Annotated in this window: 28 protein-coding genes, 1 tRNA gene and 1 pseudogene; 8 read left to right on the forward strand and 22 right to left on the reverse strand. The window is 41.6% G+C overall.

What is annotated here, in order from left to right; all coding sequences use genetic code 11:
- Nucleotides 1-144: 144 nt before the first annotated feature.
- The 13 genes and pseudogenes from DWW13_RS04245 to DWW13_RS04305 all read right to left on the reverse strand — a co-directional run bounded on the left by DWW13_RS04245 (nucleotide 145) and on the right by DWW13_RS04305 (nucleotide 12503).
- Complete coding sequence (locus DWW13_RS04245) at nucleotides 145-474, reverse strand: cupin domain-containing protein (protein WP_022462474.1); 330 nt, start codon at nucleotides 472-474, stop codon at nucleotides 145-147.
- A 215-nt stretch (nucleotides 475-689) separates the two neighbouring features.
- Nucleotides 690-2324, reverse strand: coding sequence for a hydroxylamine reductase (hcp, locus tag DWW13_RS04250; RefSeq protein ID WP_055225922.1), 1635 nt, complete (start codon nucleotides 2322-2324; stop codon nucleotides 690-692).
- 215 nt (nucleotides 2325-2539) lie between these two features.
- Entirely contained in the window at nucleotides 2540-3223 is a 684-nt protein-coding gene (locus tag DWW13_RS04255) for a Crp/Fnr family transcriptional regulator (protein ID WP_117802675.1), read from the reverse strand.
- Nucleotides 3207-3386, reverse strand: coding sequence for a hypothetical protein (locus tag DWW13_RS04260; protein WP_055225919.1), 180 nt, complete (start codon nucleotides 3384-3386; stop codon nucleotides 3207-3209). The genes DWW13_RS04255 and DWW13_RS04260 overlap by 17 nt, the downstream gene beginning before the upstream one ends.
- Nucleotides 3387-3739: 353 nt before the next feature.
- Nucleotides 3740-3910 (reverse strand): annotated as a pseudogene (locus DWW13_RS04265) (CDP-alcohol phosphatidyltransferase family protein); the annotation flags it as partial.
- A complete protein-coding gene (locus DWW13_RS04270; RefSeq protein ID WP_118719406.1) occupies nucleotides 3900-4964 on the reverse strand; it encodes an FUSC family protein in 1065 nt (354 codons plus the stop codon). The pseudogene DWW13_RS04265 and the gene DWW13_RS04270, both read right to left, overlap by 11 nt.
- 31 nt (nucleotides 4965-4995) lie before the next feature.
- Nucleotides 4996-6039 (reverse strand): sensor histidine kinase, encoded by a 1044-nt coding sequence (locus DWW13_RS04275; RefSeq protein WP_118719493.1) that lies wholly within the window; start codon nucleotides 6037-6039, stop codon nucleotides 4996-4998.
- Nucleotides 6039-6749, reverse strand: a complete 711-nt coding sequence (locus tag DWW13_RS04280) for a response regulator transcription factor (RefSeq protein ID WP_044024695.1) — start codon at nucleotides 6747-6749, stop codon at nucleotides 6039-6041. The genes DWW13_RS04275 and DWW13_RS04280 overlap by 1 nt, the downstream gene beginning before the upstream one ends.
- The gene (locus DWW13_RS04285) at nucleotides 6728-8161 is read right to left on the reverse strand and encodes a phospholipase D family protein (protein WP_117802672.1); all 1434 of its coding nucleotides are present in this window, start codon (nucleotides 8159-8161) and stop codon (nucleotides 6728-6730) included. Before DWW13_RS04285 ends, DWW13_RS04280 begins: the two co-directional genes overlap by 22 nt.
- Nucleotides 8162-8358: 197 nt before the next feature.
- A complete protein-coding gene (gene cls, locus DWW13_RS04290) occupies nucleotides 8359-9918 on the reverse strand; it encodes a cardiolipin synthase (RefSeq protein ID WP_118097721.1) in 1560 nt (519 codons plus the stop codon).
- 67 nt (nucleotides 9919-9985) lie between these two features.
- Nucleotides 9986-10228 (reverse strand): hypothetical protein, encoded by a 243-nt coding sequence (locus DWW13_RS04295; RefSeq protein WP_243026010.1) that lies wholly within the window; start codon nucleotides 10226-10228, stop codon nucleotides 9986-9988.
- A gap of 98 nt (nucleotides 10229-10326) precedes the next feature.
- The gene (locus DWW13_RS04300) at nucleotides 10327-11580 is read right to left on the reverse strand and encodes an ATP-binding protein (RefSeq protein WP_118719408.1); all 1254 of its coding nucleotides are present in this window, start codon (nucleotides 11578-11580) and stop codon (nucleotides 10327-10329) included.
- Between the two features lie 311 nt (nucleotides 11581-11891).
- Nucleotides 11892-12503: a GNAT family N-acetyltransferase gene (locus DWW13_RS04305; RefSeq protein WP_055221231.1), complete on the reverse strand. Its 612-nt coding sequence runs from the start codon at nucleotides 12501-12503 to the stop codon at nucleotides 11892-11894.
- Between the two features lie 330 nt (nucleotides 12504-12833).
- Here DWW13_RS04305 and DWW13_RS04310 point away from each other — a divergent pair, with 330 nt between their 5' ends.
- Nucleotides 12834-13070 (forward strand): DUF6061 family protein, encoded by a 237-nt coding sequence (locus DWW13_RS04310; protein ID WP_002578301.1) that lies wholly within the window; start codon nucleotides 12834-12836, stop codon nucleotides 13068-13070.
- A gap of 133 nt (nucleotides 13071-13203) precedes the next feature.
- Here the strand turns inward: DWW13_RS04310 and DWW13_RS04315 are convergent, their stop codons facing one another.
- From DWW13_RS04315 to DWW13_RS04345, 6 genes are all read right to left on the reverse strand, one after another.
- The gene (locus DWW13_RS04315; RefSeq protein ID WP_109214827.1) at nucleotides 13204-14523 is read right to left on the reverse strand and encodes an MATE family efflux transporter; all 1320 of its coding nucleotides are present in this window, start codon (nucleotides 14521-14523) and stop codon (nucleotides 13204-13206) included.
- On the reverse strand, nucleotides 14513-14971 hold the full coding sequence (locus tag DWW13_RS04320) for a MarR family transcriptional regulator (RefSeq protein WP_108817235.1): 459 nt from the start codon (nucleotides 14969-14971) through the stop codon (nucleotides 14513-14515). Before DWW13_RS04320 ends, DWW13_RS04315 begins: the two co-directional genes overlap by 11 nt.
- Nucleotides 14972-15126: 155 nt before the next feature.
- A complete protein-coding gene (locus tag DWW13_RS04325; protein ID WP_009243742.1) occupies nucleotides 15127-15876 on the reverse strand; it encodes a DUF6040 family protein in 750 nt (249 codons plus the stop codon).
- The gene (locus DWW13_RS04330; RefSeq protein ID WP_009243741.1) at nucleotides 15815-17536 is read right to left on the reverse strand and encodes a MobA/MobL family protein; all 1722 of its coding nucleotides are present in this window, start codon (nucleotides 17534-17536) and stop codon (nucleotides 15815-15817) included. Before DWW13_RS04330 ends, DWW13_RS04325 begins: the two co-directional genes overlap by 62 nt.
- A gap of 328 nt (nucleotides 17537-17864) precedes the next feature.
- Nucleotides 17865-18179, reverse strand: coding sequence for a DUF3847 domain-containing protein (locus DWW13_RS04340; RefSeq protein ID WP_002578306.1), 315 nt, complete (start codon nucleotides 18177-18179; stop codon nucleotides 17865-17867).
- 145 nt (nucleotides 18180-18324) lie between these two features.
- Nucleotides 18325-18555 (reverse strand): helix-turn-helix domain-containing protein, encoded by a 231-nt coding sequence (locus tag DWW13_RS04345; RefSeq protein WP_002578307.1) that lies wholly within the window; start codon nucleotides 18553-18555, stop codon nucleotides 18325-18327.
- 175 nt (nucleotides 18556-18730) lie between these two features.
- Here DWW13_RS04345 and DWW13_RS04350 point away from each other — a divergent pair, with 175 nt between their 5' ends.
- Together DWW13_RS04350 and DWW13_RS04355 are read left to right on the forward strand one after the other, a co-directional pair.
- Complete coding sequence (locus tag DWW13_RS04350) at nucleotides 18731-19360, forward strand: helix-turn-helix domain-containing protein (protein WP_117347817.1); 630 nt, start codon at nucleotides 18731-18733, stop codon at nucleotides 19358-19360.
- Nucleotides 19361-19446: 86 nt separating this feature from the next.
- Nucleotides 19447-20742 carry a tyrosine-type recombinase/integrase gene (locus DWW13_RS04355; RefSeq protein WP_117347818.1) on the forward strand — a complete coding sequence of 432 codons (1296 nt, stop codon included), beginning with the start codon at nucleotides 19447-19449 and terminating at the stop codon, nucleotides 20740-20742.
- A gap of 140 nt (nucleotides 20743-20882) precedes the next feature.
- Here the strand turns inward: DWW13_RS04355 and DWW13_RS04360 are convergent, their stop codons facing one another.
- Nucleotides 20883-21308 carry a GNAT family N-acetyltransferase gene (locus tag DWW13_RS04360; RefSeq protein ID WP_055221202.1) on the reverse strand — a complete coding sequence of 142 codons (426 nt, stop codon included), beginning with the start codon at nucleotides 21306-21308 and terminating at the stop codon, nucleotides 20883-20885.
- A gap of 690 nt (nucleotides 21309-21998) precedes the next feature.
- A tRNA-Arg gene (locus DWW13_RS04375) sits at nucleotides 21999-22072 on the reverse strand.
- 349 nt (nucleotides 22073-22421) lie between these two features.
- On the opposite strand from DWW13_RS04375, the gene DWW13_RS04380 reads away from it, so the two are divergent.
- From DWW13_RS04380 to DWW13_RS04400, 5 genes are all read left to right on the forward strand, one after another.
- A complete protein-coding gene (locus DWW13_RS04380; RefSeq protein ID WP_226906356.1) occupies nucleotides 22422-22967 on the forward strand; it encodes a transporter substrate-binding domain-containing protein in 546 nt (181 codons plus the stop codon).
- Complete coding sequence (locus DWW13_RS04385) at nucleotides 22939-23361, forward strand: hypothetical protein (protein ID WP_118719410.1); 423 nt, start codon at nucleotides 22939-22941, stop codon at nucleotides 23359-23361. The genes DWW13_RS04380 and DWW13_RS04385 overlap by 29 nt, the downstream gene beginning before the upstream one ends.
- 20 nt (nucleotides 23362-23381) lie before the next feature.
- Entirely contained in the window at nucleotides 23382-23645 is a 264-nt protein-coding gene (locus tag DWW13_RS04390) for a response regulator (RefSeq protein WP_242856659.1), read from the forward strand.
- 174 nt (nucleotides 23646-23819) lie between these two features.
- A complete protein-coding gene (locus tag DWW13_RS04395; protein WP_243026012.1) occupies nucleotides 23820-24731 on the forward strand; it encodes a DUF3878 family protein in 912 nt (303 codons plus the stop codon).
- 224 nt (nucleotides 24732-24955) lie between these two features.
- Nucleotides 24956-25504 carry a histidine phosphatase family protein gene (locus tag DWW13_RS04400; RefSeq protein ID WP_022461431.1) on the forward strand — a complete coding sequence of 183 codons (549 nt, stop codon included), beginning with the start codon at nucleotides 24956-24958 and terminating at the stop codon, nucleotides 25502-25504.
- Nucleotides 25505-25535: 31 nt separating this feature from the next.
- On the opposite strand, the gene DWW13_RS04405 is transcribed toward DWW13_RS04400, so the two are convergent.
- Complete coding sequence (locus tag DWW13_RS04405) at nucleotides 25536-26450, reverse strand: LysR family transcriptional regulator (RefSeq protein WP_117761374.1); 915 nt, start codon at nucleotides 26448-26450, stop codon at nucleotides 25536-25538.
- Between the last annotated feature and the right edge of the window lie 164 nt (nucleotides 26451-26614).

Consider the following 26614-nt stretch of genomic DNA (forward strand, 5'->3'; position numbering starts at 1 on the left):
CTTTCTTTTGTGCAATATTTTGGATTTGCTCATTTATAGCTTAAAAAAGAATTAAATAAAAAAGCAAGGCAGCATACCACAGGAAATCCTGAGACATGCTGCCCTATTGCCAGGCATATCAATAATTGGTTCAAAAAGGATACGTTAGAATACCACTACCAGAAGCATCTTATACTGCTCTTTGCCATACACTGCATGCGGATGTTTTGCCGGCATGACGATGGATTCGCCTTCGTGGAGTTCGTATTTTACGCCGTCGATGGTGATTTCACCGGTTCCGTCGAGGCAGGTGACGAAGGCGTCGCCGCCGGACTCGTGGGTGCTGATTTCTTCGCCTTTGTCGAAGGCAAATAAGGTGATGCTGACGGATTCATTCTGTACCAGTGTTTTGCTGACGATCTGGCCTTCCTGGTAGGAAACCTGATCTTTTAAGACCATAACCTTGGCTTTATTGATATTTTTCATGATGCTCATAGTTCATAAATCTCCGTGATAGAATGAGAACGTGTCTGAAAAAATTCCCAGGCACGTTCTAAAAATGTGTGATTAAGATGAGATGACTCATCAGTGTCGGGCGTGTATAGAAATGGAATCTGCGGTCCGTTTTCTGATATGCCCAAATTCAAAGATATTTTTGTCTGAACATATACAGTATACGTGGAAAAATGAAAGAAAGCAAGGGGTTTTCTTTATTTCCCGAAAAACAATTCCATATCGTTTTCAACGGTATCGATTCCGGCGATGCCGAAGTTTTCAACGAGAAGAGCTGCAACATTTGGGCTTAAAAATGCCGGGAGTGTCGGGCCGAGGTGGATGTTCTTGACACCGAGAGACAGCAGTGCCAGAAGAACAATCACAGCTTTCTGCTCGTACCAGGAAATATTGTAGATGATCGGCAGATCGTTGATATCGTCGAGGCCGAAGACCTCCTTTAATTTCAGTGCAATCACGGCAAGAGAGTAGGAATCATTGCACTGGCCGGCATCGAGGACGCGCGGAATGCCGTTGATGTCGCCGAGGTTCAGCTTGTTGTATTTGTATTTTGCACAGCCGGCGGTCAGAATCACGGTGTCTTTCGGCAGTGCCTGTGCAAAATCAGAGTAATAGCTGCGGCTCTTTGCACGGCCGTCACATCCAGCCATGACAACGAATTTTTTGATCGCGCCGGATTTCACGGCATCGACGATCTGGTCTGCCAGGGCGAGTACCTGTGCATGGGCGAAGCCTCCGACAATGGTTCCCTGCTCGAGTTCCGTCGGCGGTGCGCAGTGCTTTGCCTGTTCGATGAGCAGAGAGAAATCTTTTGTCTCACCGATGACGCCGTCGATGTGCGGGCATCCCGGATAACGAACCGCTCCGGTTGTGTAAATACGGTTTTTGTAGCTGTCCTTCGGCGGCACGATACAGTTCGTCGTCATCAGAATCGGGCCGTTGAAGGCTTCAAATTCTTCTTTCTGCTTCCACCAGGCGTTACCATAATTTCCCTTAAAATGTTCATATTTTTTGAACGCCGGATAGTAGTGTGCAGGCAGCATTTCGGAGTGGGTGTAAACATCGATGCCGGTGTTCACGGTCTGCTCGAGCAGCATCTCGAGGTCGCGCAGATCATGACCGGAGACGAGAATACCCGGGCGGGTGCCGACACTGAGATCGACGGTGGTGATCTCCGGATTGCCGTAAGCGGAAGTATTGGCCTCATCGAGCAGTGCCATTCCCTGCACGCCGTAGGAGCCGGTCTCGAGTGCGAGTGCCGTCAGTTCCTCTGCGGAGAGGGAATCGTCGAGCGTTGCGGCGAGAGCACGCTGCAGGAAGGCATCGATTTCCTCGTTTTCTTTTAAGAGAACATTGGCATGGCTGGTGTACGCGGCAAGTCCTTTCAGACCGTAGGTGATGAGCTCGCGTAAAGAGCGGATGTCCTCATTTTCCGTGGAAAGTACGCCGACGGTTACTGCTTTTGCGGCAAACTCATCGGTTGTGCCGTTCCAGAGGGCGGCTTCCGGCAGAGCGGAGCAGTCGGCAAGCTGAGCGAGAAGCGCTTTGGTCTCAAGCGTTGCCTCAATTCGTGCGCGGATCGTATCATCATCAAAGTTCACGTTTGTGATGGTCGTAAACAGGTTTTCGGTGATGAGATGATTGACGCTGGCATCGACGGTTTTTCCTTCGCGGCGGAGCTGTGTCGTCACGGCGGAAAGTCCTTTCGTCGTCCAGATCAGCAGATCCTGCAGCGCCGCTGTCTCCGGGCGCTTTCCACAGACACCGGATTTTGTACAGCCGGAGCAGCCGGCAGTTTCCTGACACTGGTAGCAAAACATGTTCTGTTCCATAAAATAGTTCCTCCTGTAGGGTATTTCCGAGGGGTTAAGCGCAGAGGGAAAAACAGATCTGCGCGGAGTTTCATAATTTACACGTACAGAATATCGGATATAACAGGAAAAGTATGTGGTTATAACCACGGAAAAATACTTTTTGTGTATATTCGTTTATGAAAAATAAGCATTTGAAACGATGAAACGGTAAAAAATTTACGCTGCGGTACCGCCTAGAGAGACGGATGACGCAGCGTAAATTTGTTTTTATGAAATTCGAGGATTCCCTCTTTCTGCATTTTTCCGAGTTCTTTGGAGAGGGCGCTCCGGTCGAGGTTCAGGTAGTCGGCGAGGCCCTGGCGGTCGAAGGGGATCGTAAAGGTGTCGGCGCTGGTTTTGGCAGACTGCGCGGCGAGGTAGACCAGCACGCGCTCGCGGATCGTCTTTGGTGTAGTGCAGAAAATGCGGTTGGAGAGGGTAAGATTTTTCTGCATGGAGATGCGGAGCATGTTACTGCGAAGCTGGGACAGCCATGCATCATCACCATCGGCGGTCTGGTCGAGGTTTCGAAGATTGAAAAAGAGAACCGTCGAGGCTTCGGCTGCCGTGACATTCACCATCATCGGCTCCCGACAGAAGGCATACGTTTCGGCAAATACCTGGCCGGGGGTGATCTTGCTTAAGATACTGCGGTTGCCCCAGAGATCCGTATTCTCCACGAAAACGCTGCCGGACAGCACAATCCCCAGTTCGGACACGCGGTCACCCATGTGATAAATGGTCTGGTTTTTCTCAAACGAACACGTCCGCAGCCACCCGCTCGAAACAAGAGCCGTCCGCCCGGTTTCCGAGATGCCATGAAAGAGCGGGAGAGAAAACACCTCGGCCGGAAAAACAGCATCAGCCAATGATTTCATACTGCAGCATCTCGTATTTCAAAATACTGCCCTCCATAATTTCCGGCGGCAGCAGTGCGCGGGCAACCAGTTTCATTTCATTGTCCTCCGGTTCGATGTCATTGCGGCGTAAATGCGCGTAATCACCATCGATGGCGACTACTTCGTAGGTGCAGGATAACATAAGAAAACAACCTCCTTTTTCTTTACATGATACCTATTATACCGTGTGCAGAAACGGATGTCGATGGAATTTTTAATGTCGGAAACAAAAGTCTATGCTATACTTACAGCAGGGTATGACAGAAAAGAAAGGATGGAAGGTAGGATCCTGGGGGAAGAACTTGAACTGGAAGTCTGCTCGGTGCTGAGAAAAATCCGGGAAGATATGTAGCTCATTATCATCAGCGGCTATGTGGAATTTTCTTATATAATAGGAAAGTTCGACATCTGCTCAGAGAAATCCCTAAACATGTGGAGGATAAAAAAACTGATTTTCTAACAGAGCTTCTGCCATGGTCCAAGTCTTTACCAGAACATATCGGGAAGCTCAGACAGCAATAAGATTTCACCAGCTAACAGAGGATTTTTCTTTACACAATAACTCCATATAATTACCGGAATCAGACAAAGCCGAAAAAAAGAAAGAAGATTAGGAACCGTAATAATTCTATTCAAATTTTCTTCCTGATTCACTTCACTCTGCATGTACGGTCACCTTACTTTCCTTTTTTTTAGACATAAACCAATAAAATATAACACAAAATGCTAAAGCAAACACAACACCAAAAACATTTTGAATCACTCTAAGACTAACCGCTCCTTGTAGTCCATAAGTCTCTGTAGCAATGGCTAAAGCACCAAATGTGTTAAATACTGCCTGCCAGCCATATTGTGCTGAAAATCCTACACCGATTCCACCAAGAATTCCTATATATGCATAGATTGACGAAGGAAGCAGAAAATATAATACTGTAAAACATATAACACCTGCAATATTTCCGACAATCCTTTTACGGACTCTGTAGTGCATATCTTCCATAAACGGCAAAATCGTGGACATGGCCGCAATACCAGCCCACATTGCACGTGGCATATTACAAAGTTCTGCAATGCAAAGGACAATCGGTACGCATAAAATCTGACATATCTGCCATTTTGTTCTGGAAGAAGTGATATCAAATTCTTGTATCAGATCTTTCAGATTTCTTTTATAAGTTCTGTTTTTATGATTTCGATAAAATACGAGGCAGGTAAGTGCTGCACCTAAAGCCATTCCGACTAATCGCATCTGATAGCTTTTTCCCGTAACATCATAACCATATAGCAGTAGATACCCAAGAACCAATGTAGATTGATTAAACATGAATGGATTATGGCATCCGAACAGAATCAACACAGCCAGTGCCGCAATATTTAACAGCATTCCCAATACCGGTGAAAACTGATTTGCTAAATGCGGACATACAGTCATAATTACAAAGAACAAAGCCAAAAGCATCGTAGATTGTCCGGTGTGGATCCCCAGATCCGCATTTCTAAACACCATGAGACATAATAAGACTACTACACCTACAATGCTGTTCTCATTTCCAAATAGGATACTGAAAATGCTAACAAAGCAAAAACAAAATGCCATTGTAGCAGCTATCTTCACCAGATATACCCACATATGATATGATTTTTCTTTTAGTGTTTCACTCTTTTTCAACAGGTTTTTAGAACCTGCCTGATTTAACTGCAACTCCTGATAAAATGTCATGTAATTCCTCCTCTATCTGTTTTTCTTAAACTTATATGGCCTTATCTTTCTGTATTGGAAGCTCTACAACAAATCTGCATCCACCATATTCACGGTTTTCTGCTTTGATTGTTCCTCCGGCACTATCTACAATCCGTTTTACAAGTGCAAGACCTAGGCCATTTCCTTCTGCTTTATGAGAGCCATCTACCTGATAGAACTTGTCAAATATTCTGGATTTTACATCATCCTCTATTCCTGGTCCTTCATCTTCCAGAATGAACTTAACAGAATCCTGTTCTTGTTTCAGAAACATCGTAATTGTCCCCTTTGAAGGGCTGAACTTAATCGCATTATCCAAAAGATTTATCCAGATATGCATAAAAAGTCCTTCATTCCCAGTATATTTAACTTCCTCCAATTCTACCTGAAAACCAATTTCTTTTTCTGTCCATTTTGTTTCCAATGAAAGAAATGCCTGGCGGATCTGTTCATCCAGACGATATTCTGTTTTTTTCATTGGTATATTCTGATTCTCTAACTTGGATAACAGCAAAATATTACCAACCAATCCGGAAAGTCTTTGGGTGTTAAATAAGATTTTTTCTACATATTCCTCTTGATCCGGAGACAGTTCTTCTCCCTGAAGCAGCATTGTATATCCTTCAATGGCATTAATCGGGGTCTTAAACTCATGAGAAACATCAGATACAAAATCCATCTGCAGCACCTCTGTTGCACGAAGTTCTTTTGTCATAACGTTAAAACTTTGATAAGATTCTCCAACTTCTGCTATACGGCTGTTCGTTTCCAAATGCTGTTCAAAATCTCCCTGAGAAACTTCCTTCATTGCTTTACTAAGTCTGGTAATTGGTTCCAGTAACTTTGCATTGATAAAGGAAGTGATCAGCCCTGCAATCAATGTATTGAAAATCAAAAGCCAGCCAAGCAAAGGTATGCTGCCCGGCAGATTAAAAAAATGATTCAAAAAAGCAAATAATAAAGCAGATATGACTGTTGAAAATACAAGTGCCAGCCAGATTGCACCAGTCAGACAGGATCGGATCCGCAATCCTTTTTCTTTCTTTTGTTCCATCATTTTTTCACCACCTTGTATCCAATTCCACGCATTGTTACGATTTCAAAATCAGGGTTATCTTTAAAACGCTCTCTGATTCTTCCTATATGTACCTCTATCGTATGTGGGTCTGCCTCCGTCTCGTATCCCCATACTTCATCCATCAACTGTTGTTTTGTAAATGTTCTGCCTGGCGAAGCTGCAAGCTTATATAAAAGCAGGAATTCTTTTTTAGGCAAAACAAGACTTTCCTTATCAGTTGTAACCGTCATTGCATCATAATCAAACTCTGTTGAACCGATCACAATTTTGTGTTCATTCAGTATCTGTGCACGGCGAAGCAGTGCTCCAACTCTTAAAACCATTTCATTCACATTTACCGGTTTTACCATATAATCGTCACTTCCCGAAAGAAATCCCTGGCGCATATCATCAAAGGAACCTTTCGCAGTGATCATAAGTACCGGTATCTGATATCCTGCTGAACGGAGTTCCGACACCAGTTCATAACCATCCATAACCGGCATCATAATATCGGAAATGATCAGATCAATATACTCTTTATCCAATATTTCTAATGCCAGTGCTCCATCCGATGCACTTTTGACCTGATATCCATTCTTCTCAAGCACTTTTTGGAATAGCTGGCTTAATTCTTTATCATCTTCTACAATCAATATTTGAAACACGTTTTCCTTCCTCCTTATTAAAACAGATACCTTGCCCATCCAAGCAGATGCTGTACCAAAAATATTTTTCTCTGACGTTTCTTTGTTAATTCGATTGGCTCTACATGATATGGATCACGATAGGTTCCATCTTCCAATACCTGTCGGGACACTCTTTCATATTCCATCATGCCTTCTTCCAACTGTTTATTAATCTCTTTGCTACGTATTACAAGCATCAGTTCCGTATCCAGATACGTGCTTCTCATATCCATGTTAAAGGAACCGATTACGGATAGATCATCATCAATCAGGATGCTTTTTCCGTGGTAAGAATAGCCGCCTTCATACTCCCAGATATCAATTCCTGTATTTAAAATTCTGTTTCTGTTTCTCGCATAATCAGCAGAACCAAACGGATTTCCATTGTTGGCAACCGAATTGGTCATGATAGAAAAATCCGGAACTCTCTCCGCAATCTCTTTCCATGTATTATACATCATATCATTGCAAATAATATATGGTGTATGAATTTTCACGCGCTCTTTTGCATTTTTCATTAGTTCTCCCAGTTGATACCAGACTACTGGTTCCTTGGAACCTGTGTGGATAGGATTTGACACTAATGCAATCTTTTCTGTCTCAAAAGTTTCGTCCGTGTAATCGGTATCGCAGATTCTTTCCTTATTCTCTTCAAAATATTTCTGATAGCCGTTCTGCAGTTCTAAAACTGCGTTCTTTACAGATTTTCTATTTGCCAGTTTTTTATTGTCATGAAAATAACCACTGTCTTCTTGTTCCCATATCGTTTCAAAATACTCTAACAACTGGTTAACTGAATTTTCTTTCTCAGGTTCATCGCAAACCACTAACACGTCTCTGTCATAGTTCTTATGTCCCGGAAAATCACCTAGGAAATAATTGTATGTATTTCTTCCCCCAAGAATATATCTCTTTCCATCTGCAATCAAATATTTATCATGCATTCTACCCATCATTTTCCACGGTTTCAACGGATTGGCCTTATTATATAGTTTAATTTCAACATTCTCATGGGAAGATAATCCATAGAAATACGGATTTCCTTCCATATCAATCCAGCTCTCCATTCCATCTACTAACAGACGAATATGTACACCCCTGTCTGCCGCATCATGCAGTGCTCCTAAAATCAATTTTCCACTTTCATCGGATTGAAATGCAAAAGTAGAAAGAATAATTTCCTTTTTTGCATTCTTGATCAAACGCACTCTTTGTAAAAGCGCTTCTGGATTCTTTTCTATGATTACTGCCCGTTCTGTATTTTCACTGCATTCGTTCCATGACCCATTTTTTGTTTCTTTTTTGGTTGTATTGGACACTTCCGGCTGCTTTTTATATGCAACGTGGATTCCGAGCAATTCATAAAAAGCCACACATAAAAAAATTGCCAGTATAACAAGAAGGATTTTACATATTTTATACTTTTTCATTGTACATCACCTGATTCCTTTTTATTTCATACTTATACAATACAAAGTCAATCTCAATTTAACCTCAACAAGGTTTGTTTTTTCATCCATGCAAAATCTTCTTTGTACAACAGACTGTTAGATATAGCAAAAACGGCCTTTCAAAAACAGTTAACTTCTAAATCAACTGTTTTTTGAAAGGTCGTTTCATCAGATTCTTATAGCAATCCAGCAAATAATCTCATAAATAATTGTCCCAGTCGCAAATATGCACTTCGTCCGGTTTGATATTGGTCTGTCACATCACGACATTCTCCCATCGTTCTTATCAGATCATTTTTTATTTCCACAACTGCCTGACAATCTGCCATAAAACAGCCGTTTTCAAAATGGTGATATAAACTTCGATAATCCAGATTAATTGTTCCACAAGTTGCCATACAGTCATCTGCCACACTCATTTTTGCATGACAGAAACCAGGAGTCCACTCATAAACACGAACACCATGTTTAACCAATCCATGATAAAAAGAACGAGTTATATTATAAATGAATTTTTTATCAGGGATACCAGGTGTGATAATTCTTACGTCTACCCCTCGCTTAGCAGCCAGACATAACGCATGCGTCATTTCATCTGTTATGATTAGATATGGAGTCATAAACCAACAATATTTTTCAGCTTTATTTATCATACTGATATAAACTTCTTCTCCTACTTGCTCATTATCCATAGGGCTGTCTGCATAAGGTTGAACAAACCCAGTTTGCTGTGCCGCATAATCATAGTGGAAAAGGTATTTACTAAAATCAGAATCATTAGCATCCTTATCACTTACTGCATTCCACATTTCCAAAAATGTCACCGTAAGCGACTGAACAGCATCTCCTTCTAAACGAATACCTGTATCTTTCCACTGTCCATACGGGTGTGTGTAATTAAAATATTCGTTTGCTAGATTATATCCACCTGTAAATCCGACTTTTCCATCAATAACTGTTATTTTTCTATGATCACGATTGTTCAAAAACAGATTTAAACCTGGCATAAACGGATTGAATACACGGCAATGAATTCCTATTGCCTCCATCTTTTTCACAAAATCTGTGTTAATAAAGCCTATAGAACCCATATCATCGTAGAATACTCTAACTTTCACACCTGCTTTTACTCGCTCTTCCAGAACATCTTGAATCTTATGCCATGCTTCAGCGTCTTCTATCGCATGATATTCCATAAAGATAAACTTCTGTGCTTTCTCCAAATCCTTAAGCTGTGCCTCTAATCCTTTCACTGCTTCATCAAAATACACAATATCCGTATTCTGATAGATTGGATACTGCGAATTTCTTTGTATGTAACTTGCTATATTTCCTGCTTTCGGAATTGTTTCTTTTATTCTGCTCAAACACTCCTGACTGTCCGGGAGCATTGGTAACAATTTGCTATCAATTTCTGCATATCGCTCACGCATTTTATGTGTGCCGCCATTCAAACCAATCAACAAATACAGGCCTACACCCATAATTGGGAAAATTAGAATTAAGATGACCCAAGGCATTTTCATAGAGGATGTCTTATTTGATGCGTACAATCCCAAAACCAAGATCCCACTCAAAATCCTTGTAAATAAATTTATGATTTCTGCATATTCATTCAAGCGTGTTACGATAGTAATAATAAAAATCACTTCCAGAAGAATGCAGATTATGGAAAAGCACAGCCGTTTTACCCCATTTTTTGTTTTTGCTTTGCCCTCTAAAGTATCTTGTTTCATATATATTCCACCTTCCTACTTGCTCAGTTTTCTCCCTAAATTTCGTGTAACATACCAATTTTGTCTTTTATTCTCTGCATTTCATTATCAGCTTCACATATTTCTGCACATACACCCAACAGGCAACGCTACTGGCTTCTGATACAATGTCAGCTATGGTTTTGCGCATAAGCTCTTCAAATTCAGCAATTTCTTCTTTCGGAACAACATCATACAGTGTTGGTGCCTGATGACTTATTTTTACTCCATTTTCATTTGCATCTTTAAGCAGATTCTTAACTTTTTCTCTTGAATCCTCCGGTACTTTCATGTACTCCCACATAAATGCTACCACATCGGCTGGCCTTATTTATATCATTTCACTCTTTTTTGAAATAGAACAACACCACAGCAACAACTCAAATCGACTTAAAATTCCAGACTATTCGCATTCAGCAAGAAATACTTCATTCCCATGATGACAAAACCTTCATCATTTCTCCAAGGCTTTTTGCTGCCATTTACAATGACGATCTTCTTGAAAGAGTCCGGGATATTACGCAGAGAATTGAACTCCTGCGTCTGTTTTTCTTCCGAAGTCCTGTCATATGCAACCTGGATATAGTATCTCTGGTTTCCTTGATTCACCACAAAGTCAACCTCCAACTGCTTGCGAACACGTTTGCCCTCTTTATCCTTATCGAAGATATCCACGACACCCACATCAACATTGTAGCCACGGATCAACAGCTCGTTATAAACAATGTTCTCCATGATATGAGTAGGCTCCTGCTGTCTGAAATTCAAACGTGCATTTCTCAGTCCCAGATCCGTAAAGTAGTATTTCAGATTTGCACCGATATACTTTCTGCCCTTAATATCGTATCGGCTTGCCTTGGAAATCAAAAAGGCATCTGTCAAATAGTCGATATGCTTGGAGATGGTTTTATTAGCATAAGTCATCTGGCGCTCACTGGCAAAGGTATTGGCAATCTTTGAAGGGTTGGTCGGTGCGCCGATTGCAGATGCAAGCACATCAACCAGAATCCCAATCTCATCCACGTTCTGAATCTTATTTTTTTCAATAACATCCTTCAGATAGACATTTGCAAAGATGTTCTTCAGATAGTCCGCTTTCTGTCGTTCGCTCTGGAAACTTACGATCTGCGGCAATCCTCCGTAGATCATGTAGTCATCCCATGCATCATCATAATCGCCGTCATAGACAGAATAAAACTCTGCAAAGGAGAGAGGGTAGATTCTAATCTCATCACCTCTTCCACGGAATTCGGTCACAATGTCGCTGGACAGGAACTTGGAATTACTTCCGGTGACATACACATCAATATTGCTCATGCGGAGCAGGCTGTTCAGCACTTCCTCAAATCGTGGCATGAACTGCACTTCATCCAAAAGGAGATAATACTTCCCGTCGTCTTTCATGGCATCCTTGATGTACTTGAAGCATACCTTGGGATCTCTTAATTCCTCGTTCTCAATACCATCCAATGCAATTTCAATAATATGATCAACATCAACGCCGTTCTCCAGTAAGTATCTCTTAAAGATGGTAAACAGCAAAAAGGATTTGCCACATCTACGAATGCCGGTAATCACCTTTATCATTCCATTATCTTTTCGCTCGATCAGCTGCTGTAGGTAAGCGTCTCTTTTAATCTCCATCGTTACACTCCCCATTTCTGTGCATCTACACACTTTTTAGTAATGAGATTCTATCACAGAACGACCTGAATTTCAATATGTATTCCCATTTTATGTGCATCTACACACTTTTATGTAATGTTGATAAATATATTTTCAGATTTTTTTGATTGCAGTGTCTATAATCGATTACTCCAATCGTTATTATAGGTAGACAACAAAAAGAAGATGGTTCCGATGTTTCATTAAATATGTTCGTTAGTCTTTTACGCAAAGGATTCTATCTCCTCTGCGCCCTAATGCTTTTCGGATTCAGTTTAACAAACTGGATTTTACCAATTTTCGGAGATTAAGGTTTCCGGATGTGAAAAAACTAATTTAATATTCTTCTTGGAATTCAGCAACAACATCAATGTACCTTGTTCTTTTGTCTCCATTTGCGTTGTCATGACCAATGAACGATATGGTTTGAAGCCACATTTTGTCTGAACTCGTTTTGATTGTTCATTGAAATCATAGTAACCACAAATCAGAAAATCATAATCCAATTCGCCAAATAAATAATCTTTAACTGCATTTACGGCTTCGGGCATAAGTCCTTTTCCCCAATAATCTTTACTCAAAACATATCCTAATTCTCTGCCGTAATAATCCTTAAATTCTGTCAAAGCATCTTCTAACCCATATTTTTCTATGCCAACAGTACCGATTACTTTATTGTTTTTCTTTAAGCAGATTGCAAATACTTTATCCTCACTGATAAAGGAATTCATAATACTTTGAGATTCAGCAATATTTTCATGATGTTTCCATCCTGCCATCTCCCCAACACCTTCGACAGATGCATACTCATAGAAATCCTCCAAATCTGTTTGTTTGAATGATCTAAGAATGAGCCTTTTTGTTTCTATTACTTTTCCGTCTATTCTGAAGTCAGCATTCATATTTTTACGCTCCTCATAACGTCTAATTCCCACAACTTCCGATTGAGATTTCACCTGTTTTAAGAAATTTAATAACTGTTATATTTTATTATTAAATTCTTCGCACCCCCTTGAAAACACTGGATTTGTCGCAGGTGAGCTTTCCCTTATTATTTCCCTTGTGTTATATCGTCCCATCAGTGTTTATGCACTCTGATAAGGGCAAATACAAGGGCAAGAAAAATCTATAAGACAGTATAACACAAAATAAAAGTGACATGGTGAACTGATTGAAATGCTTCTTAATTTTTGCTACTACTGATTGATTAAATGATAAGGAGATGGGATACGATGAGAACAATATTTGCAGAATACAATCCACAGTGCAACAGCATTGATGTATATACTAATACAGGCTATATACTCCGTATTGATTGTTGGGAAGCAGAAAAAAATTTAAGAACCACACCTGGATCTGATTGTGCTTTGACATCGCTTGCAATCGATGAGCCATTAGAATATGCAAGGTTATATCTTGATGGGAATTTACAGATGTGGGTAGATGCTGAAGATTCATTAGAGTTATGATTATTCCAATCAAAATCTACTAGAATTTATTAAAAATTAGCTTCATAATTTTAAAAGGACAGCCCTATTGCTATGAGGCTGTCCTTAAAAATACAATAGATAAACCTAGATTATTCTTGCTACTATCTGATTGTTAAATTTTCTGTATTCCATATTGCAAATCTCCCTTTTCGCAATATTTTATTAGTATGAATGCCAGAATCGCTGAAAAAACACGTGCCAATACCGTACTCCACCATATCATAATCTGTCCACCAAATAAAGGTGGTAAAACAAGCATAAATATCAGCATCAATACTGGTTCAATGAATGTAAGAATGTATGACAATCCACTTTTTTCAGTAGCATAAAATCCAGCTGTCGCTATTCTGGTAATCGCAACAAATGGTAATGACACTAAAAATATAGGTACAATTTTAGAAATCTCAATACTTACTTCATAAGAAGCTCCGAAAACCCCTCCAATATTTGCTCTGTTTACATACATGATAATTCCACCACAAACAGCAAGAATTATTGCAAAAATGTATGCCATTCTCTGAACTCCTCTCAGGCTTTCTTGATCCTTCTCACCATAAAAACGGCTCATTAAAGGTTGACTTCCATCACCTACGCCCTGCAATATGAGATATATGATACAGATAATATAGGATACACATGCATAAGTTGCAATAGCTTTTTCTCCCCCATAAGAAGCGGAGAATCGGTTTATAAACACCAATGAAATATTAGGAGTCAATGCTAGCCCAAATGGTGCAAGACCTACTCTGAATATAGCGCCACACATTTCTTTTACATTTTTTAAGGATACATACACATAAAACTTTTTATTATATAATGCGTATATGATTGCAATTGCTGCAGTCACACCCTGTCCGGCTATTGTAGCTGTGGCTGCACCTTTCATGCCCATTTCATATATCCATACAAAGATAAAATCCAGAACAATATTGGTTATGAATCCACCAACCATCGCAAACATTGACCAGAAAGAGTTTCCATAATTTCTAATGAATGGCATCATTCCAGTTCCAAGAATCTGCAATATTGCTCCAAGTGCTATAATTTTGATATAATCTGTCGCATTTGTTAATATAATTCCATCTGCTCCAAGCAATCCTAAAATTTTAGACGAAAAGGAGTAAATAATTATGGTACTGATAACACTTACTATTACAAGAAGCCACCAGCTTGTAGCAATAAATTCTTCTGCCCGTTTTCCTTTCTTTTCTGCTGCATTAATTGAGTAATAAACAGCTCCTCCCATACCAATTCCTGTTCCAAGAGCCTGAATCAAAGCCACAATCGGATATGCAATATTAATAGCCGAAAGTCCAGCATCTCCTATGGTATTGCCTACAAAATATCCATCCACTATCGCATATATTCCTGATAATGCAAATGCTATAATAGATGGAATAACATATTTAAAAAATAATGATTTATGATTCATTTTTCTTACAATCTCCTTCCTTGAAAAGTCTGATAAACAGCTCTGTATTATCATTAAGACTTTCTATATTCTCTAATCCCATTTTTTCGATTACATATATTTCTTTTGAGTGCAGTTTTTCTATGATATCTTTCGTATATTCCATTCCTGATTCTGTGAGGCATATCAGCTTATTTCTCTTGTCTGAATCATCAGATACCATATTGATGTATCCTTTTTTCTGAAAATCTTTTAGTATCGTATTTACCGTTTGCTTAGGTATATTCCATTTTTCACTTATCATTTTCTGCGTGCATCTTCCATTACTTTCATAAAATGAATACAAAGCAAAAACTCCATTTGAAGACAGTCCCTGATCCTTTGACCATTCCTCATACATTGCTGTACATTCTTTCCATAAAGCATAATATCGTTGCAACTGTATTATCATATTATTATCTTTTCTCATCTTTTTTCTCCTTAAATTAGTACGAATCCGGACTTTTATAGTATAGTCCGAGTTCGTACTAATTGTCAAGATTTATTTATATACTTTTTCTTTATATAAACAATCAATAGTCCCTTACTAAGGACAGGAAGATTATGAAATTTCCCTATCCTCTTTTAATAATATCCTCGTTCTTCCATCCAGTCTTTCACATAACATCTGATTCCAATATAAATAATATGCGACAGTAATAGCAATACAATAAGATTTATCGGATTAGCGTTTTTAATCCATTCTCCAAAGTAAATTACAACAGCTGTACTCGTTATCGCTACCACGATACTGATGATATCCCAACAATATTTCCGGTAGATTTTTCCTACCTGATAACCAATCCCGATTATCAGCCACCCGGTTATTACGAATAAAATTGCCATGACAGTACCGGCAATCAGCCAGTACACAATCCCGGAAAGAATACTGTTAGGTATTCCACTGCTTAACTGTCCGAAAGAGTCTGCACCTGTCACAAACTCCCGAAATAAACTTCCCATTCCTTTTCCTAACGCACCGAAAAAGACGATACAGTCGTTAAGGAAAACCGGCGAAAGAATCGCAGTAAACAGTGTTGTTGTTATGCTGTACCATGCCAGTAGAAACAAGATACTTTCATAACCAATCGTCATATTTTTATATTTCTTTTCTAACTGGCTTTTACGGCTATCGCATTTTTCTTTTGCTTTCCGGTAAGCAGTACGGTCACATTTTTCACATTTCTCATAAGGCACTTTTTTCTCAACAGCTACCTCTACCGTCTTTTGGTGTGTCTGTGCATAAAGTTTTTCCTGCTCTGCTTTTTCATACTTAAATTTCCATGCCACGGCTTCTGCGTCGGCTCTTTTCCTGCTGTCTGTCTCGCTGGTCAATCGTTCCTCTGTTTGCCTTAATCTTGTCCGCAATGCTTCGATATTCTCGGCTCTGTTTTCGCTGTTCAATTTCTCGTTCAAGGTCAGCGATTCGCTTAGCTGCCTGTTTAGTTCCTGGATTGTCTGGTCTTTCTGATCCAGTTCGTCCTGCATCTGTTCGGTCATCAGCAGAAGTTCTTCCACCTGCCCGACGTTCTCTAAGTTTCTGCATTCGCTCATCGATCTCCCTCGCTTTCTCTATCTGCTGTTTAAGGTCAGCAATTCGCTGTTCTGTTTCTGCAATAAGCTGTTCTCGTTGTTCAGCTTCTGCGTTAATTCCTGCCATTGCTGATTCTCGTTTTCCAACTGTTCGATTCTGGTTTTCTGTTGCTCGATCTGTGAGAGCAGTTCTTCTGTATCTGGCAAAAGATTTAGCAGCCTGGATAATTCGCTGTTTAAGCTTTTTAAACTCTGGTTCTGCTCCTGAAAAGACAGGAGCTGCCTGTCCCGTTCCTGCAATTCCTGTACCATCTCTGCCATAAGATTCTGCTGTTCCTCGATCTGGTTTATCATTGTCTCCATCATGGGAATGACTTCCCGGCTTTCTTCTAATGTCACGCAATCGCTCCTTCCATTGTGTTAATGCACTGGATACTTTTCCAAAAGAAATCTGTATTTTATCCAGCAGTGCATTTTGTCTTTTTATGATCTGGTTTTCCTCTACTTTCCATGAAGTAGAAGATGTCTGTCCGTTTTGAAATTTCTCGTCAATTTTTCTGGCATCTGCGCCCTCATGGATCGTCGGTATCTCTAATTTTCCCTGCCTTGCATAAGAACGGTGGTCAATGTGATTTTCCGTTTTCAAATGTGCATTACAGACGTTTGCCCATTCGCTCCGCCATAGCTCACAATTTTTCGGATTGTTCCACCCGGTAGCATCGGTTAATACACGTTTCCACTGTTTGCGGTTCCTTGTCCCGACTTTCTGGACTCCATTTTCATCAAGTACGGGGATTCGGATTCCATGACGGTCAGGGTTCTTTTTATCCTGCCACCAGTCCGGATGGGATTCATCCACCACAATATTTCCATTTTCATCTCTGACAAACTCCCAATCCTTGATTTCTTTGTTCCCCCATGAGTGGTCTGGATTGAATGGTCGCATCGTCACAAGTAAATGCACATGGGGATTTCCATCTCCTTTATCGTGGATACTCCAGTCCGCACACATTCCCTTATCTACAAAGGTCTTTTGAATATATTCAGTTGTATAATCAATCTGTTCCTGTCGGCTCCATTCTTTCGGAAGCGAAAATTCAAATGACCTGCCGAGTTGTGCATCCGAGGTCTTCTCAATCTTCAAAACTTCATTCCATAAACGCTGTTTCTGAAAAGTAAGTTTAAATTTTCCCAGTGCAGCATCTTTGTTATCTGCTCTTTTATATCGGGCAGATTTCTGAAACCGTCTGATATTTTCAGCAGGTACGTTCAGCCATTCCTGTGGTGCATTTTCACACATCAACAGGCTGGTATAAACGACTTCTTTTTTGGCAGTGTAGTAGCTGATCCTGCCTGTTTCTTCATTTTTCATCACATCACCATTGAGATACGCAGATGCTGATATGATGGATTTCCCTTTGCTGCGTCCAACAATCTTTACTGTATAATGAAAAATCGCCATGCTCCGTTTCCCCCTTTCTGCCGTATCCGGCTTTGATTTCCGGCAGGTAACGTTTTCCCAAAAAGAAAATGGTATCTGCCGGAACGCCCTCTGCGTAAGAGTGCCCTGTGCATAACAGCCTGCATGGAATGCGCCCCTCTGGCGAAGAGTGCCTCCTGCGGCATGAGCAGGTCTGGCTGAAAGCCCCGCCGACGGAACGAGCCCGGCAAGCATAAGCGCAGACCGGTTGCCACCTGTGGCAAACTTATACGGACGACCTCTGGTTGTCCATAAGTGCGCCCTTCATGAAAAAGCAATGAAGGGAATGGAAAATCCACTCCCTCCGGCATTACACTTCCTCCGTATTCGCAACTGGCTCTTTCTGCATTGCCTTTGAGAAGAATTTCCCATTTGCTTCCTGCCTTTTTAAGAAGCCGATCAGCTTTGGGATATCATCTTCCTCAATCGCAGAACCCAGCACCGATTCCACCGCACCACCAATCTGGCAGAGCCTGTGTGTCCGCTTTTTAGTTTCCACATCTTTCTGACGTTTCTTCAGTTCCCGTTTCTGTGCTGCATACTGTTTTGCTTTCTCAAGGCTTTCCTGTTCTTTCTTTTCCAACTGGAGCATACGCTCCTCATAACTCTTTGTTGATCTTGCCATAAATATCATCGTCCTTTCTTTTTCTTCCAAACATAAGTTTCCTGTTGTCTGTCAGACGAAGTACATGGTATAATCTGTTTGCGTGTAGGTATATCATGACTCCGGTCTGATAGAACCTTTGGCGGTTTCTTCGGGAACCGCTTTTTTAAGTTGAACCGTTTCTTGTGACTGCTTTCACATTTCCCTTATCCCTCAAGTCTCTGCCCTCGTTGGCTTCCATAAAAAGTTCCAGCATATCCGTTTTGATCAGGACTTTTCTCCCAACCTTTAATACCGGAAGTTTCTTCCATTCCACCAGTTTTCTCAGGGTGTTCCTGCCGATTCCCGTATAATCAGCAGCTTCTTCAATAGATAAGGCAATCTTTCTTTGTGTCATATGACCACCTCCTTTTAAATTGCATTATGCAATTTCATTTGTGCTGTCAGTATAGCGTGTTTATATTGCTTTGTCAAGCATTATGAAATTCCATTCATTTTCTATAAATTGCATATTGCAATATATTTTGTTGCGTGGTATAGTAATGACATACCGAAAAAGGAGGCACATCAGCATGAAAGATAAAGAACTACGCAAGCTGATCGGCAGCAGGGCAAAACAGCGCCGTCTCGAATTAAATCTGACACAGCCTTATGTCGCAGAGAAGATGGGAGTTACCGCTTCCACAATCCTGCGTTATGAGAATGGTTCGATTGACAATACCAAAAAGATGGTACTGGAAGGCCTTTCGGAAGCACTTCATGTATCGATTGAATGGCTCAAAGGGGAAACCGATGAATATGAAACTGATATTACGGATAAGAAGGAATTGCAGATTCGTGATGTGATGGGCGATATTCTCAAACAGTTACCTCTTGATCTTAATAAAACAGAAGACGCTTTTTCTAAAGACTTACTGCTGTTAATGTTAAAGCAATATGAACTGTTTCTGGATTCGTTTCAGTTCGCCTGTAAAAATTACAAAGGCAGTACCAAAGATGCGGACATTGCCAAAGTAATGGGATTCGAATCGAAAGATGAATATAATGAGATTATGTTTCTCAGAGAGATCACACATACTGTCAACGCATTTAACGATATGGCAGATGTGATAAGGCTCTATTCAAAGAAACCGGAAGCAGCCGAACAAAGACTTGCCAATCTTTTATCCGAAGTTATGTATGAGGATTCTGAATCGGTATAGTAAGACAACCGGAGTTGTGATATACTTACACGCAAGAAGCATTTCAACAGTTCCGATTGTCTGATATCGAAAGGAGAAATACAATTATGGCAAAAGGATCTGTTAGAAAAAAAGGAAAAAAATGGTACTATCGCTTCTATGTAGAAGATGCAAGCGGTAAAATGGTTCAGAAAGAATATGCTGGAACCGAAAGTAAAAGTGAGACGGAAAAACTTCTCCGCAAAGCACTGGAAGATTACGAAAATAAGAAGTTTGTCGCAAAGGCAGACAGCCTTACGGTAGGAGAGCTTCTGGATATGTGGGCGGAAGAAGAACTGAAAACCGGGACACTCAGCAACGGCACAGTGGAAAATTATCTTGGTGCAATCCGCTGTATCAAAAAACACCCGATTGCAGACCGCAAACTGAAAACAGTTACTGCCGAACATTTACAGGCATTTCTTGATCTGCTTACATTCGGTGGTGAGTTTCCAGACGGGAAAGTAAGAAAGGGATACAGCAAAGATTATATCCATTCTTTTTCCGCAGTGTTACAGCAGTCATTCCGTTTTGCAGTATTTCCAAAACAACTAATCAGTTTCAATCCGATGCAATATATCAAACTGAAACGACAGGCAGAGGAAGTTGACCTCTTTTCCGATGATGAAGTGGAAGAAGGCACACAACCGATTTCGCATGATGATTACGAGCAACTTATCAAGTATCTGGAAAAGAAAAACCCACCTGCCATTCTACCGATTCAGATTGCGTATTATGCCGGGCTCCGTATCGGAGAAACCTGTGGTCTTACATGGCAGGACATTAACCTTGAGGAACAATGCCTGACCATAAAACGCAGTATCCGCTACGACGGCATGAAACACAAAAACATTATTGGACCAACGAAGCGGAAAAAAGTTAGGATTGTTGATTTTGGCGATACCCTGACTGAAATACTGAAAGCTGCCAGAAAGGAACAACTCAAAAACCGGATGCAGTATGGCGAATTATATCACCGCAATTACTACAAAGAAGTTCATGTGAAAAACAGAGTCTATTATGAATACTATCACCTTGACGGAACGCAGGAAGTCCCGGCAGATTACAAAGAAATCTCCTTTGTCTGCTTAAGACCGGATGGCTCTTTGGAACTGCCGAGTACACTCAGCATTGTATGCAGATCAGTGTCAAAGAAACTGGAAGGATTTGAAGATTTCCATTTCCACCAGTTACGTCACACCTACACCAGCAATCTGCTTTCCAATGGGGCTGCACCGAAAGATGTACAGGAACTGTTAGGACACTCTGATGTCAGTACCACAATGAATATTTACGCTCACTCAACAAGAAAAGCAAAACGGGATTCCGCAAGACTTCTTGATAAAGTAGTGAGCAATGCTTAACTAAAAATTTCCCTTATTTCCCTTGCGGATTCCGCATAAGGGCAAAGATAAGGGAAAATACATATCATTTCACTATCTAAGAGGCTGTAAGCCTTGAAAAATAAGGAAAGTTCAGGAAATCTCTCCACAAATTTCGATTTCTATTTTTGTTTCCATAGCATAGTGTACTCTTTTTCACCAGTATCTTCATCCAAACCTTCACATTGAATAATGAATCCTTCTCTTTGGTAAAAAGAAATTGCTCTGGCATTCTTCTGGTATACATTTAATCGTAAGCTAACTTTTTTATCCTTAATATAATCTAATAAAAGCTTACCTATGCCACATGACTGCATTTCATCGGAGACAAAAATACCTTCGATATATTCATCATTTAGTCCTACAAATCCTTGTATCATTTTATCTGCTTCAAACACATAGACTTCGGATTGTGACAGCATTTCTTTTACTAATTCATAATTACTTTTCCAGTATTGATTGGAAATAAAATAATGTGCTTTCAGATTTGTCTTTAACCATATGTCAGCGACTCTATCGATATCTCCGTTCAGCAACTTTCTAATCATAACAAATATTCTCCACAACTACATCCTTTATGCTTTTCTCTTTTTTCCATTCTATCACAAGTTCACCATTAATTATCAATTTTTTGATATTTTTTCTTTTCCCTCACTGTAAAACAGCCTCTGAGCGTTTCGTTATATAGAGGGATACAAATAAGAGCAAGATCCACCCATGTTTAACGGTATTGCCATTTTGCCTCCCGTCAACCTATGGGTTTTATCTTGATGGGGATCTCCCCATACCCTCTCAATAACAGACGTTTCACTTGTTTGGTTCAGTCATCTTGACTCCTTTCCTCCAGGATTCAGGAAATAAAAAATGCCTGTCTGGAACTTTTATAGATAGTAAAGTTCCAAACAGACATTGCTGTTTGACCATTAGCTGTAGCTAATAGAATTGAATAATTTATGTTTGCAGGTTTGGGAGAGATTGTTTCTTTTTCCGTCTTTTCTCTGATTTACATCCCCAAATAAGGGATGACAACAGAGTGGAACCCAAATGTTAGCTGGACTTTCTAAAACCCATGTTTGCAAACCGGTAATTTTGATTAGCTGTCAGCTAACAAAAATCGGATTGTGTTAGCTGGAAATTAATCATTTTGAATGGAATTTTGTGTCACGAACGTGATTAGAAAATAACAAAAGCGTTCGTTGTCAGCTAATCCAGCTAACATTTTCGAACGCTTTGAAGCCCGTCGCCAAGAGGATTTGAACCTCCGACCCCTCGCTTAGGAGGCGAGTGCTCTATCCAGCTGAGCTATGACGACACATGCCGCAAACCCTTGATTTTACTGGGTTTCTGGGATTTTTCCCTTCGGCCATATATAAGATTATCAACTCTTTTTCGAGTTGTCAATCTACAGATTTTTTTTGATTTGGTAACATTAGAACGTTCCCCAATTTGGGGAATGCCTCGGCTTTCTCTTAGGAGGCGGACGCTATATCCTACTGAGCTACAGAAACAAGAATTATAAATGTTTCAGCCGGGTCAGCAACAAAAATATTATACTATATTTTTGCTGCTTTTTCAAGACGAAACACATACTTGCGATTCCGCAGTTTACTTCAGGAATTTTCCATTGTGAGTACCTGATAAATTCTCTTATAGGCTTTTTCATAGGTCCAGCAGCAGCCTTCGACAGCTATCACATGCAGGACGAAAACGGACTGTGGAGCGGATATGGATATGAGATGATGCAGGGCATTGCCAAATATATGCAGTGTACGTTTTCCTACGTCGGATACGATAAGACGGCGAAGGAATGTGAGGAGATGCTGCAAAATGGAGAAGCAGACATTTATACGGCTGCCAAAAAGATACCGGAGCGCGAGGAGGAGTTTGCATTTTCCCGCCATCCGGCGATCACCGCATTTACGAGCATGAACGTGGAGACACCGAACTGGCGGTCTGATCTGTACAATAAATATTACGGTTCCGTGGAAGTGAATACCGATTACACGGCAGAGGAAAAAGCGCTTCTTTCCCAGCTGAAAGAGAGCGGCGCCGTGATCCGCGGCGTGATGAATCCGGACGGAAATCAATACTCGTGGTATGAAAACGGGGAGGCAAAAGGAATTGCGGCGGCGCGGTGCGTCGGGAAAACTGCAGAGAATAGCGGTAATCGACGATGGTGTGACGGTCAAAGAAATCCTGAACAATGAATGGCCGAATGCAGAAATTGTGTCGGTGAAAGATACGGACGAATGTGTGCAGAGACTGGTCAATGAGAATGTGGACGGTGCACTGCTGATGACCTACACAGCGCAGAAGCTGGCAAGAGATGATACGCAGAACCGCCTCCGCGTGGAAGTTGTGCCAGGTGCATCGATGTCCCTGCGGATGGGCGTACTCTCAGAGGTTGACCGGAGTTTCTACGGTCTGTGGGAAAAAACGCTTTACAACGTATCACGAAAGAGCAGAGCGGAAATTGTGCAGAGCTATGTGGAAGATGTGGAGACACCGACCATCATGGCGTATCTGTTTGACCACCCGCTGTATCTGGTGGCACTGATTGCAGGTGTGCTGCTGTTCTGCTTGCGGAGGATAATGCACTGAATGCAGAGGTTGCGACGGAGCTGCTCGGAAGCCTCGGCCTTGTCGTGGACTGGGCGGAGAATGGTTCCAAGGCCGTGGATCAGTTTGAAGCGTCGGATCCGGGAAGCTATTTTGCGATCTTCATGGATATGCAGATGCCGGTGATGGATGGCATCGAGGCGACGAAAAAAATTCGAAACAGTGTGCGTGAGGACAATGATGTTCCGATTTTTGCGATGACAGCAAATACTTTTGCAACGGACCGCAAGCGGTGCGCGGACGCGGGCATATTCCGAAACCGGTGAATTTAAAAGAGATTCAGACGACGCTGGACGAGAAAGTGCGGACGGCATGCGCCGGATAACGGGACGGATTAATAACAGAAAAATTTGGAGAAGGGGCTCTACTGCTTTGGATTGCAGTGGAGCCTTTTTATGGTGTATCATAGGAAGTAAAAGAAAACAGGGGAGAATCACGGAATGGAAATTGCAGAAAATATCACATGGACCGAGGAACTGGAAAGGCTGGATGTGCTTCTTTCGCAGGGGCAGTTCGAGCTGCTGCTTCCGGGTGAGCGGTACGGGGGAGGAGAAAAGGAGATCTGGCTTGTCTATCTGATGAACGATGCGGCAGAGAGCTTTCTCGTTTTTCATGACGCGGAGCTGACGGGAACGTATCAGAAGGAATACGAGGGAGAAATAGATGCCGCACTGGAAAAAGACGGGGAGCAGTACGTTCTGATCGTGCGGCAGAAAGAGACGGTGTGCACGCTGTTTTTCAGCCGCCTTTCACTGGAAGTGCATCTGTTTGATTACGGAAAAACGGGTCATTTCTGGGTGGACGGATACGAGTATCTGCGGCAGATTGAGTTCCGTATTGCGATCCTGCGGGACAAGCTGGAATACCTCGGCGAGGCGTTCTGCACCGAGGAAGAAATGCGTCTGGCATCGCTGGCCAATTTCCCGCCGCTCAATTTCTGTTGCTACCCGGCCGTGCCGGATCAGTATCTCGTACCGTCATGCCCATGGTGGGAAGCGACGGAAGAGGCAATTACGGAGATGAAAAAACTGGCATCGGAGGCAGGCGATAAAGTGCTGCTGCGGTATCTTGCACTTTATGAAAAATGGCAGGGAAAACTCCTCGCAAAACAGATCGCAAAACTGCTGCATACGAGCCGCCACGCGAAAGTCGTGGATTTACTGGAAAAAAAAACTGGCCCGCGAAGCACAGAATTACCCGATAAGACGCTTCACTGGCGAAGAAGGAACCCAGATCCGAAAAATCCAGGAGCAGGCAATGAAACGGAAAAAGATACTGGAAGCCGAAGGAAAACGCGCATCATTGCTGCGCGAGGAGCCATTCTTTTATGCACGGGATTCGGTGGAATATAAGGTCCATCTGATGATCTGGGGAACGAGAGGGAAAGACCGGGTTGTGGAGGTTGAGACGTTTAAAAATTGAAAATGAATTAAAGAAAAGGTACAAAAAGTGAATAAAATAAGATTCATCTGGTGGAAATGGAGTTTTTAAAAACAGTTCATTGCGGCAGATGCGGGCTTGTGATATTCTGAAAAGAAAGAAACATTTGACGAGGATAAGCAGGAGGAATCATTTCATGGGACATTTTTATTTTGTGCGTCACGGGCAGACGATCTGGAATGTGGAGAATAAGATCTGTGGGGCGACGGATATTGCATTGACGGAATTTGGGCATCAGCAGGCGGTTGAGACCGGGGAGAAAATCCTGAAAGAGGGGATTCAGGCGGATGAGATTCTGTATTCCCCGCTGGTTCGTGCGGCAGACACCGCGAAACATATTTCCGAGATGACCGGCATCCCGGCGCGGCCGGAGCCGCGGCTGACGGAGCAGAATTTTGGAAAATGGGAGTCCACAGCACGCGATGGAGCGGACTTCAAAAAGGCGAAGGAATGCTTCGCAATGAGCCACGAGGGCGGCGAATCGACTCTGCGGCTGGCGCAGAGAATCTATAATCTGCTGGATGAAATTCGGGAAGAATCCGATGAAAAAACGTATATTCTCGTCGCACACAACGGCATTGCGCGTGTCGTGCAGTCGTATTTTCACGATATGACGAATGAAGAATATGCGGCATTTGGTGTGAAAAACTGTGAGATTGTACGATACGATTTTCCAGAGAAATAAAAAAAGATTACAGAAAACGGCGGGGATATATTCAATCCCCGTTCGTTTTTTTGTCCGATGGAATCAACGAATGCATCTGATAATACTTTTTTGTAAAAGAGATCAGCGTCTGCATATCGCTGCTGATGTATCTGCTTTTCTTCCATATCATGCCGATTTTCACTCGAATTGGTGTCTGCATCGGAATGCCGATGATTTCCGGAAATTTATCAGTCATGCTGGAATACAGAAAACAGGCATAGCGGCCCGTCTTTAAAAACTGCAGTGTCGTGTAAATCTGGCTGCTCCGCATGATGATATTCGGTGTATACCCCTCAAGTTCGAACCGCAGCTTCAGGAGCTGATTCTGCACCGAGTCAGCATTAAAGAAAATTAAGGGCTGTTTTGCCATATCCTGAATGGAAACCACTTCTCTGCCTGCCAGGGGGTGGTTTTTTGCTACACAAAATACGACCTGGTCATCCGCAAGAACGGCATGGTGAAATTTATCAATATTATACTGTTCCATATTGACAAGCGCCAGATCCAGTGTGTCATCCTGCACCAGATTACAGGCACGGACCGAACCATACTCCTCAAGAGATACCGCAATTTCGGGATGCTCTTCTGAAAAAGCGAGAAGAAGCTCGGGAAAAAAGACGGTGCTCAGCATCGGCGGAATACCAATGCGGATCGGCGGGCGCACACGGGAGAGATTGGAATAATCCGCCTGCAGCTCATTGCAGTACTGGAGAATATAATTTGCTTTCTGATAAAATTCCTCCCCTTCACGCGTCAGAATTAACTGATTTCCCTTTCTGGAAAAGAGACTGACGCCGAATTCAATTTCAAGATCACGGATAGCAACCGATACGGTCGGCTGCGTCACGTACAATTCCTCGGCTGCTTTTGTAATACTGTGGCACCGGCTTGCCATACAGAAGTAACGAAGCTGATTTAAAGTCATTTTTCCCCTCCAAATGTTCGTTGAGACAACGTTATATTACCATTAAGATACCATAGAGACGTAAATGTTTCTATATTTTTTTTCGGTTTCCCGCAAAACCAGGTAAAAATGCACAAAAAAAGAGCCCCTGTTTTGCGAATATAAAAATTTTTTATGGGGTCATG

It is taken from the genome of Blautia sp. AF14-40 (assembly GCF_003479665.1).
Classification (GTDB): domain Bacteria; phylum Bacillota; class Clostridia; order Lachnospirales; family Lachnospiraceae; genus Fusicatenibacter; species Fusicatenibacter saccharivorans.

Bases quoted from the DNA above. Each gene is read 5' to 3' on its own strand.
- DWW13_RS04245 (WP_022462474.1), bottom strand. From the start codon at position 474: ATGAGCATCATGAAAAATATCAATAAAGCCAAGGTTATGGTCTTAAAA.
- hcp (WP_055225922.1), bottom strand. From the start codon at position 2,324: ATGGAACAGAACATGTTTTGCTACCAGTGTCAGGAAACTGCCGGCTGC.
- DWW13_RS04255 (WP_117802675.1), bottom strand. From the start codon at position 3,223: ATGAAATCATTGGCTGATGCTGTTTTTCCGGCCGAGGTGTTTTCTCTC.
- DWW13_RS04260 (WP_055225919.1), bottom strand. From the start codon at position 3,386: ATGTTATCCTGCACCTACGAAGTAGTCGCCATCGATGGTGATTACGCG.
- DWW13_RS04270 (WP_118719406.1), bottom strand. From the start codon at position 4,964: ATGACATTTTATCAGGAGTTGCAGTTAAATCAGGCAGGTTCTAAAAAC.
- DWW13_RS04275 (WP_118719493.1), bottom strand. From the start codon at position 6,039: ATGGAACAAAAGAAAGAAAAAGGATTGCGGATCCGATCCTGTCTGACT.
- DWW13_RS04280 (WP_044024695.1), bottom strand. From the start codon at position 6,749: ATGGGCAAGGTATCTGTTTTAATAAGGAGGAAGGAAAACGTGTTTCAA.
- DWW13_RS04285 (WP_117802672.1), bottom strand. From the start codon at position 8,161: ATGAAAAAGTATAAAATATGTAAAATCCTTCTTGTTATACTGGCAATT.
- cls (WP_118097721.1), bottom strand. From the start codon at position 9,918: ATGAAACAAGATACTTTAGAGGGCAAAGCAAAAACAAAAAATGGGGTA.
- DWW13_RS04295 (WP_243026010.1), bottom strand. From the start codon at position 10,228: ATGAAAGTACCGGAGGATTCAAGAGAAAAAGTTAAGAATCTGCTTAAA.
- DWW13_RS04300 (WP_118719408.1), bottom strand. From the start codon at position 11,580: ATGGAGATTAAAAGAGACGCTTACCTACAGCAGCTGATCGAGCGAAAA.
- DWW13_RS04305 (WP_055221231.1), bottom strand. From the start codon at position 12,503: ATGAATGCTGACTTCAGAATAGACGGAAAAGTAATAGAAACAAAAAGG.
- DWW13_RS04310 (WP_002578301.1), top strand. From the start codon at position 12,834: ATGAGAACAATATTTGCAGAATACAATCCACAGTGCAACAGCATTGAT.
- DWW13_RS04315 (WP_109214827.1), bottom strand. From the start codon at position 14,523: ATGAATCATAAATCATTATTTTTTAAATATGTTATTCCATCTATTATA.
- DWW13_RS04320 (WP_108817235.1), bottom strand. From the start codon at position 14,971: ATGAGAAAAGATAATAATATGATAATACAGTTGCAACGATATTATGCT.
- DWW13_RS04330 (WP_009243741.1), bottom strand. From the start codon at position 17,536: ATGGCGATTTTTCATTATACAGTAAAGATTGTTGGACGCAGCAAAGGG.
- DWW13_RS04340 (WP_002578306.1), bottom strand. From the start codon at position 18,179: ATGGCAAGATCAACAAAGAGTTATGAGGAGCGTATGCTCCAGTTGGAA.
- DWW13_RS04345 (WP_002578307.1), bottom strand. From the start codon at position 18,555: ATGACACAAAGAAAGATTGCCTTATCTATTGAAGAAGCTGCTGATTAT.
- DWW13_RS04350 (WP_117347817.1), top strand. From the start codon at position 18,731: ATGAAAGATAAAGAACTACGCAAGCTGATCGGCAGCAGGGCAAAACAG.
- DWW13_RS04355 (WP_117347818.1), top strand. From the start codon at position 19,447: ATGGCAAAAGGATCTGTTAGAAAAAAAGGAAAAAAATGGTACTATCGC.
- DWW13_RS04360 (WP_055221202.1), bottom strand. From the start codon at position 21,308: ATGATTAGAAAGTTGCTGAACGGAGATATCGATAGAGTCGCTGACATA.
- DWW13_RS04395 (WP_243026012.1), top strand. From the start codon at position 23,820: ATGGAAATTGCAGAAAATATCACATGGACCGAGGAACTGGAAAGGCTG.
- DWW13_RS04400 (WP_022461431.1), top strand. From the start codon at position 24,956: ATGGGACATTTTTATTTTGTGCGTCACGGGCAGACGATCTGGAATGTG.
- DWW13_RS04405 (WP_117761374.1), bottom strand. From the start codon at position 26,450: ATGACTTTAAATCAGCTTCGTTACTTCTGTATGGCAAGCCGGTGCCAC.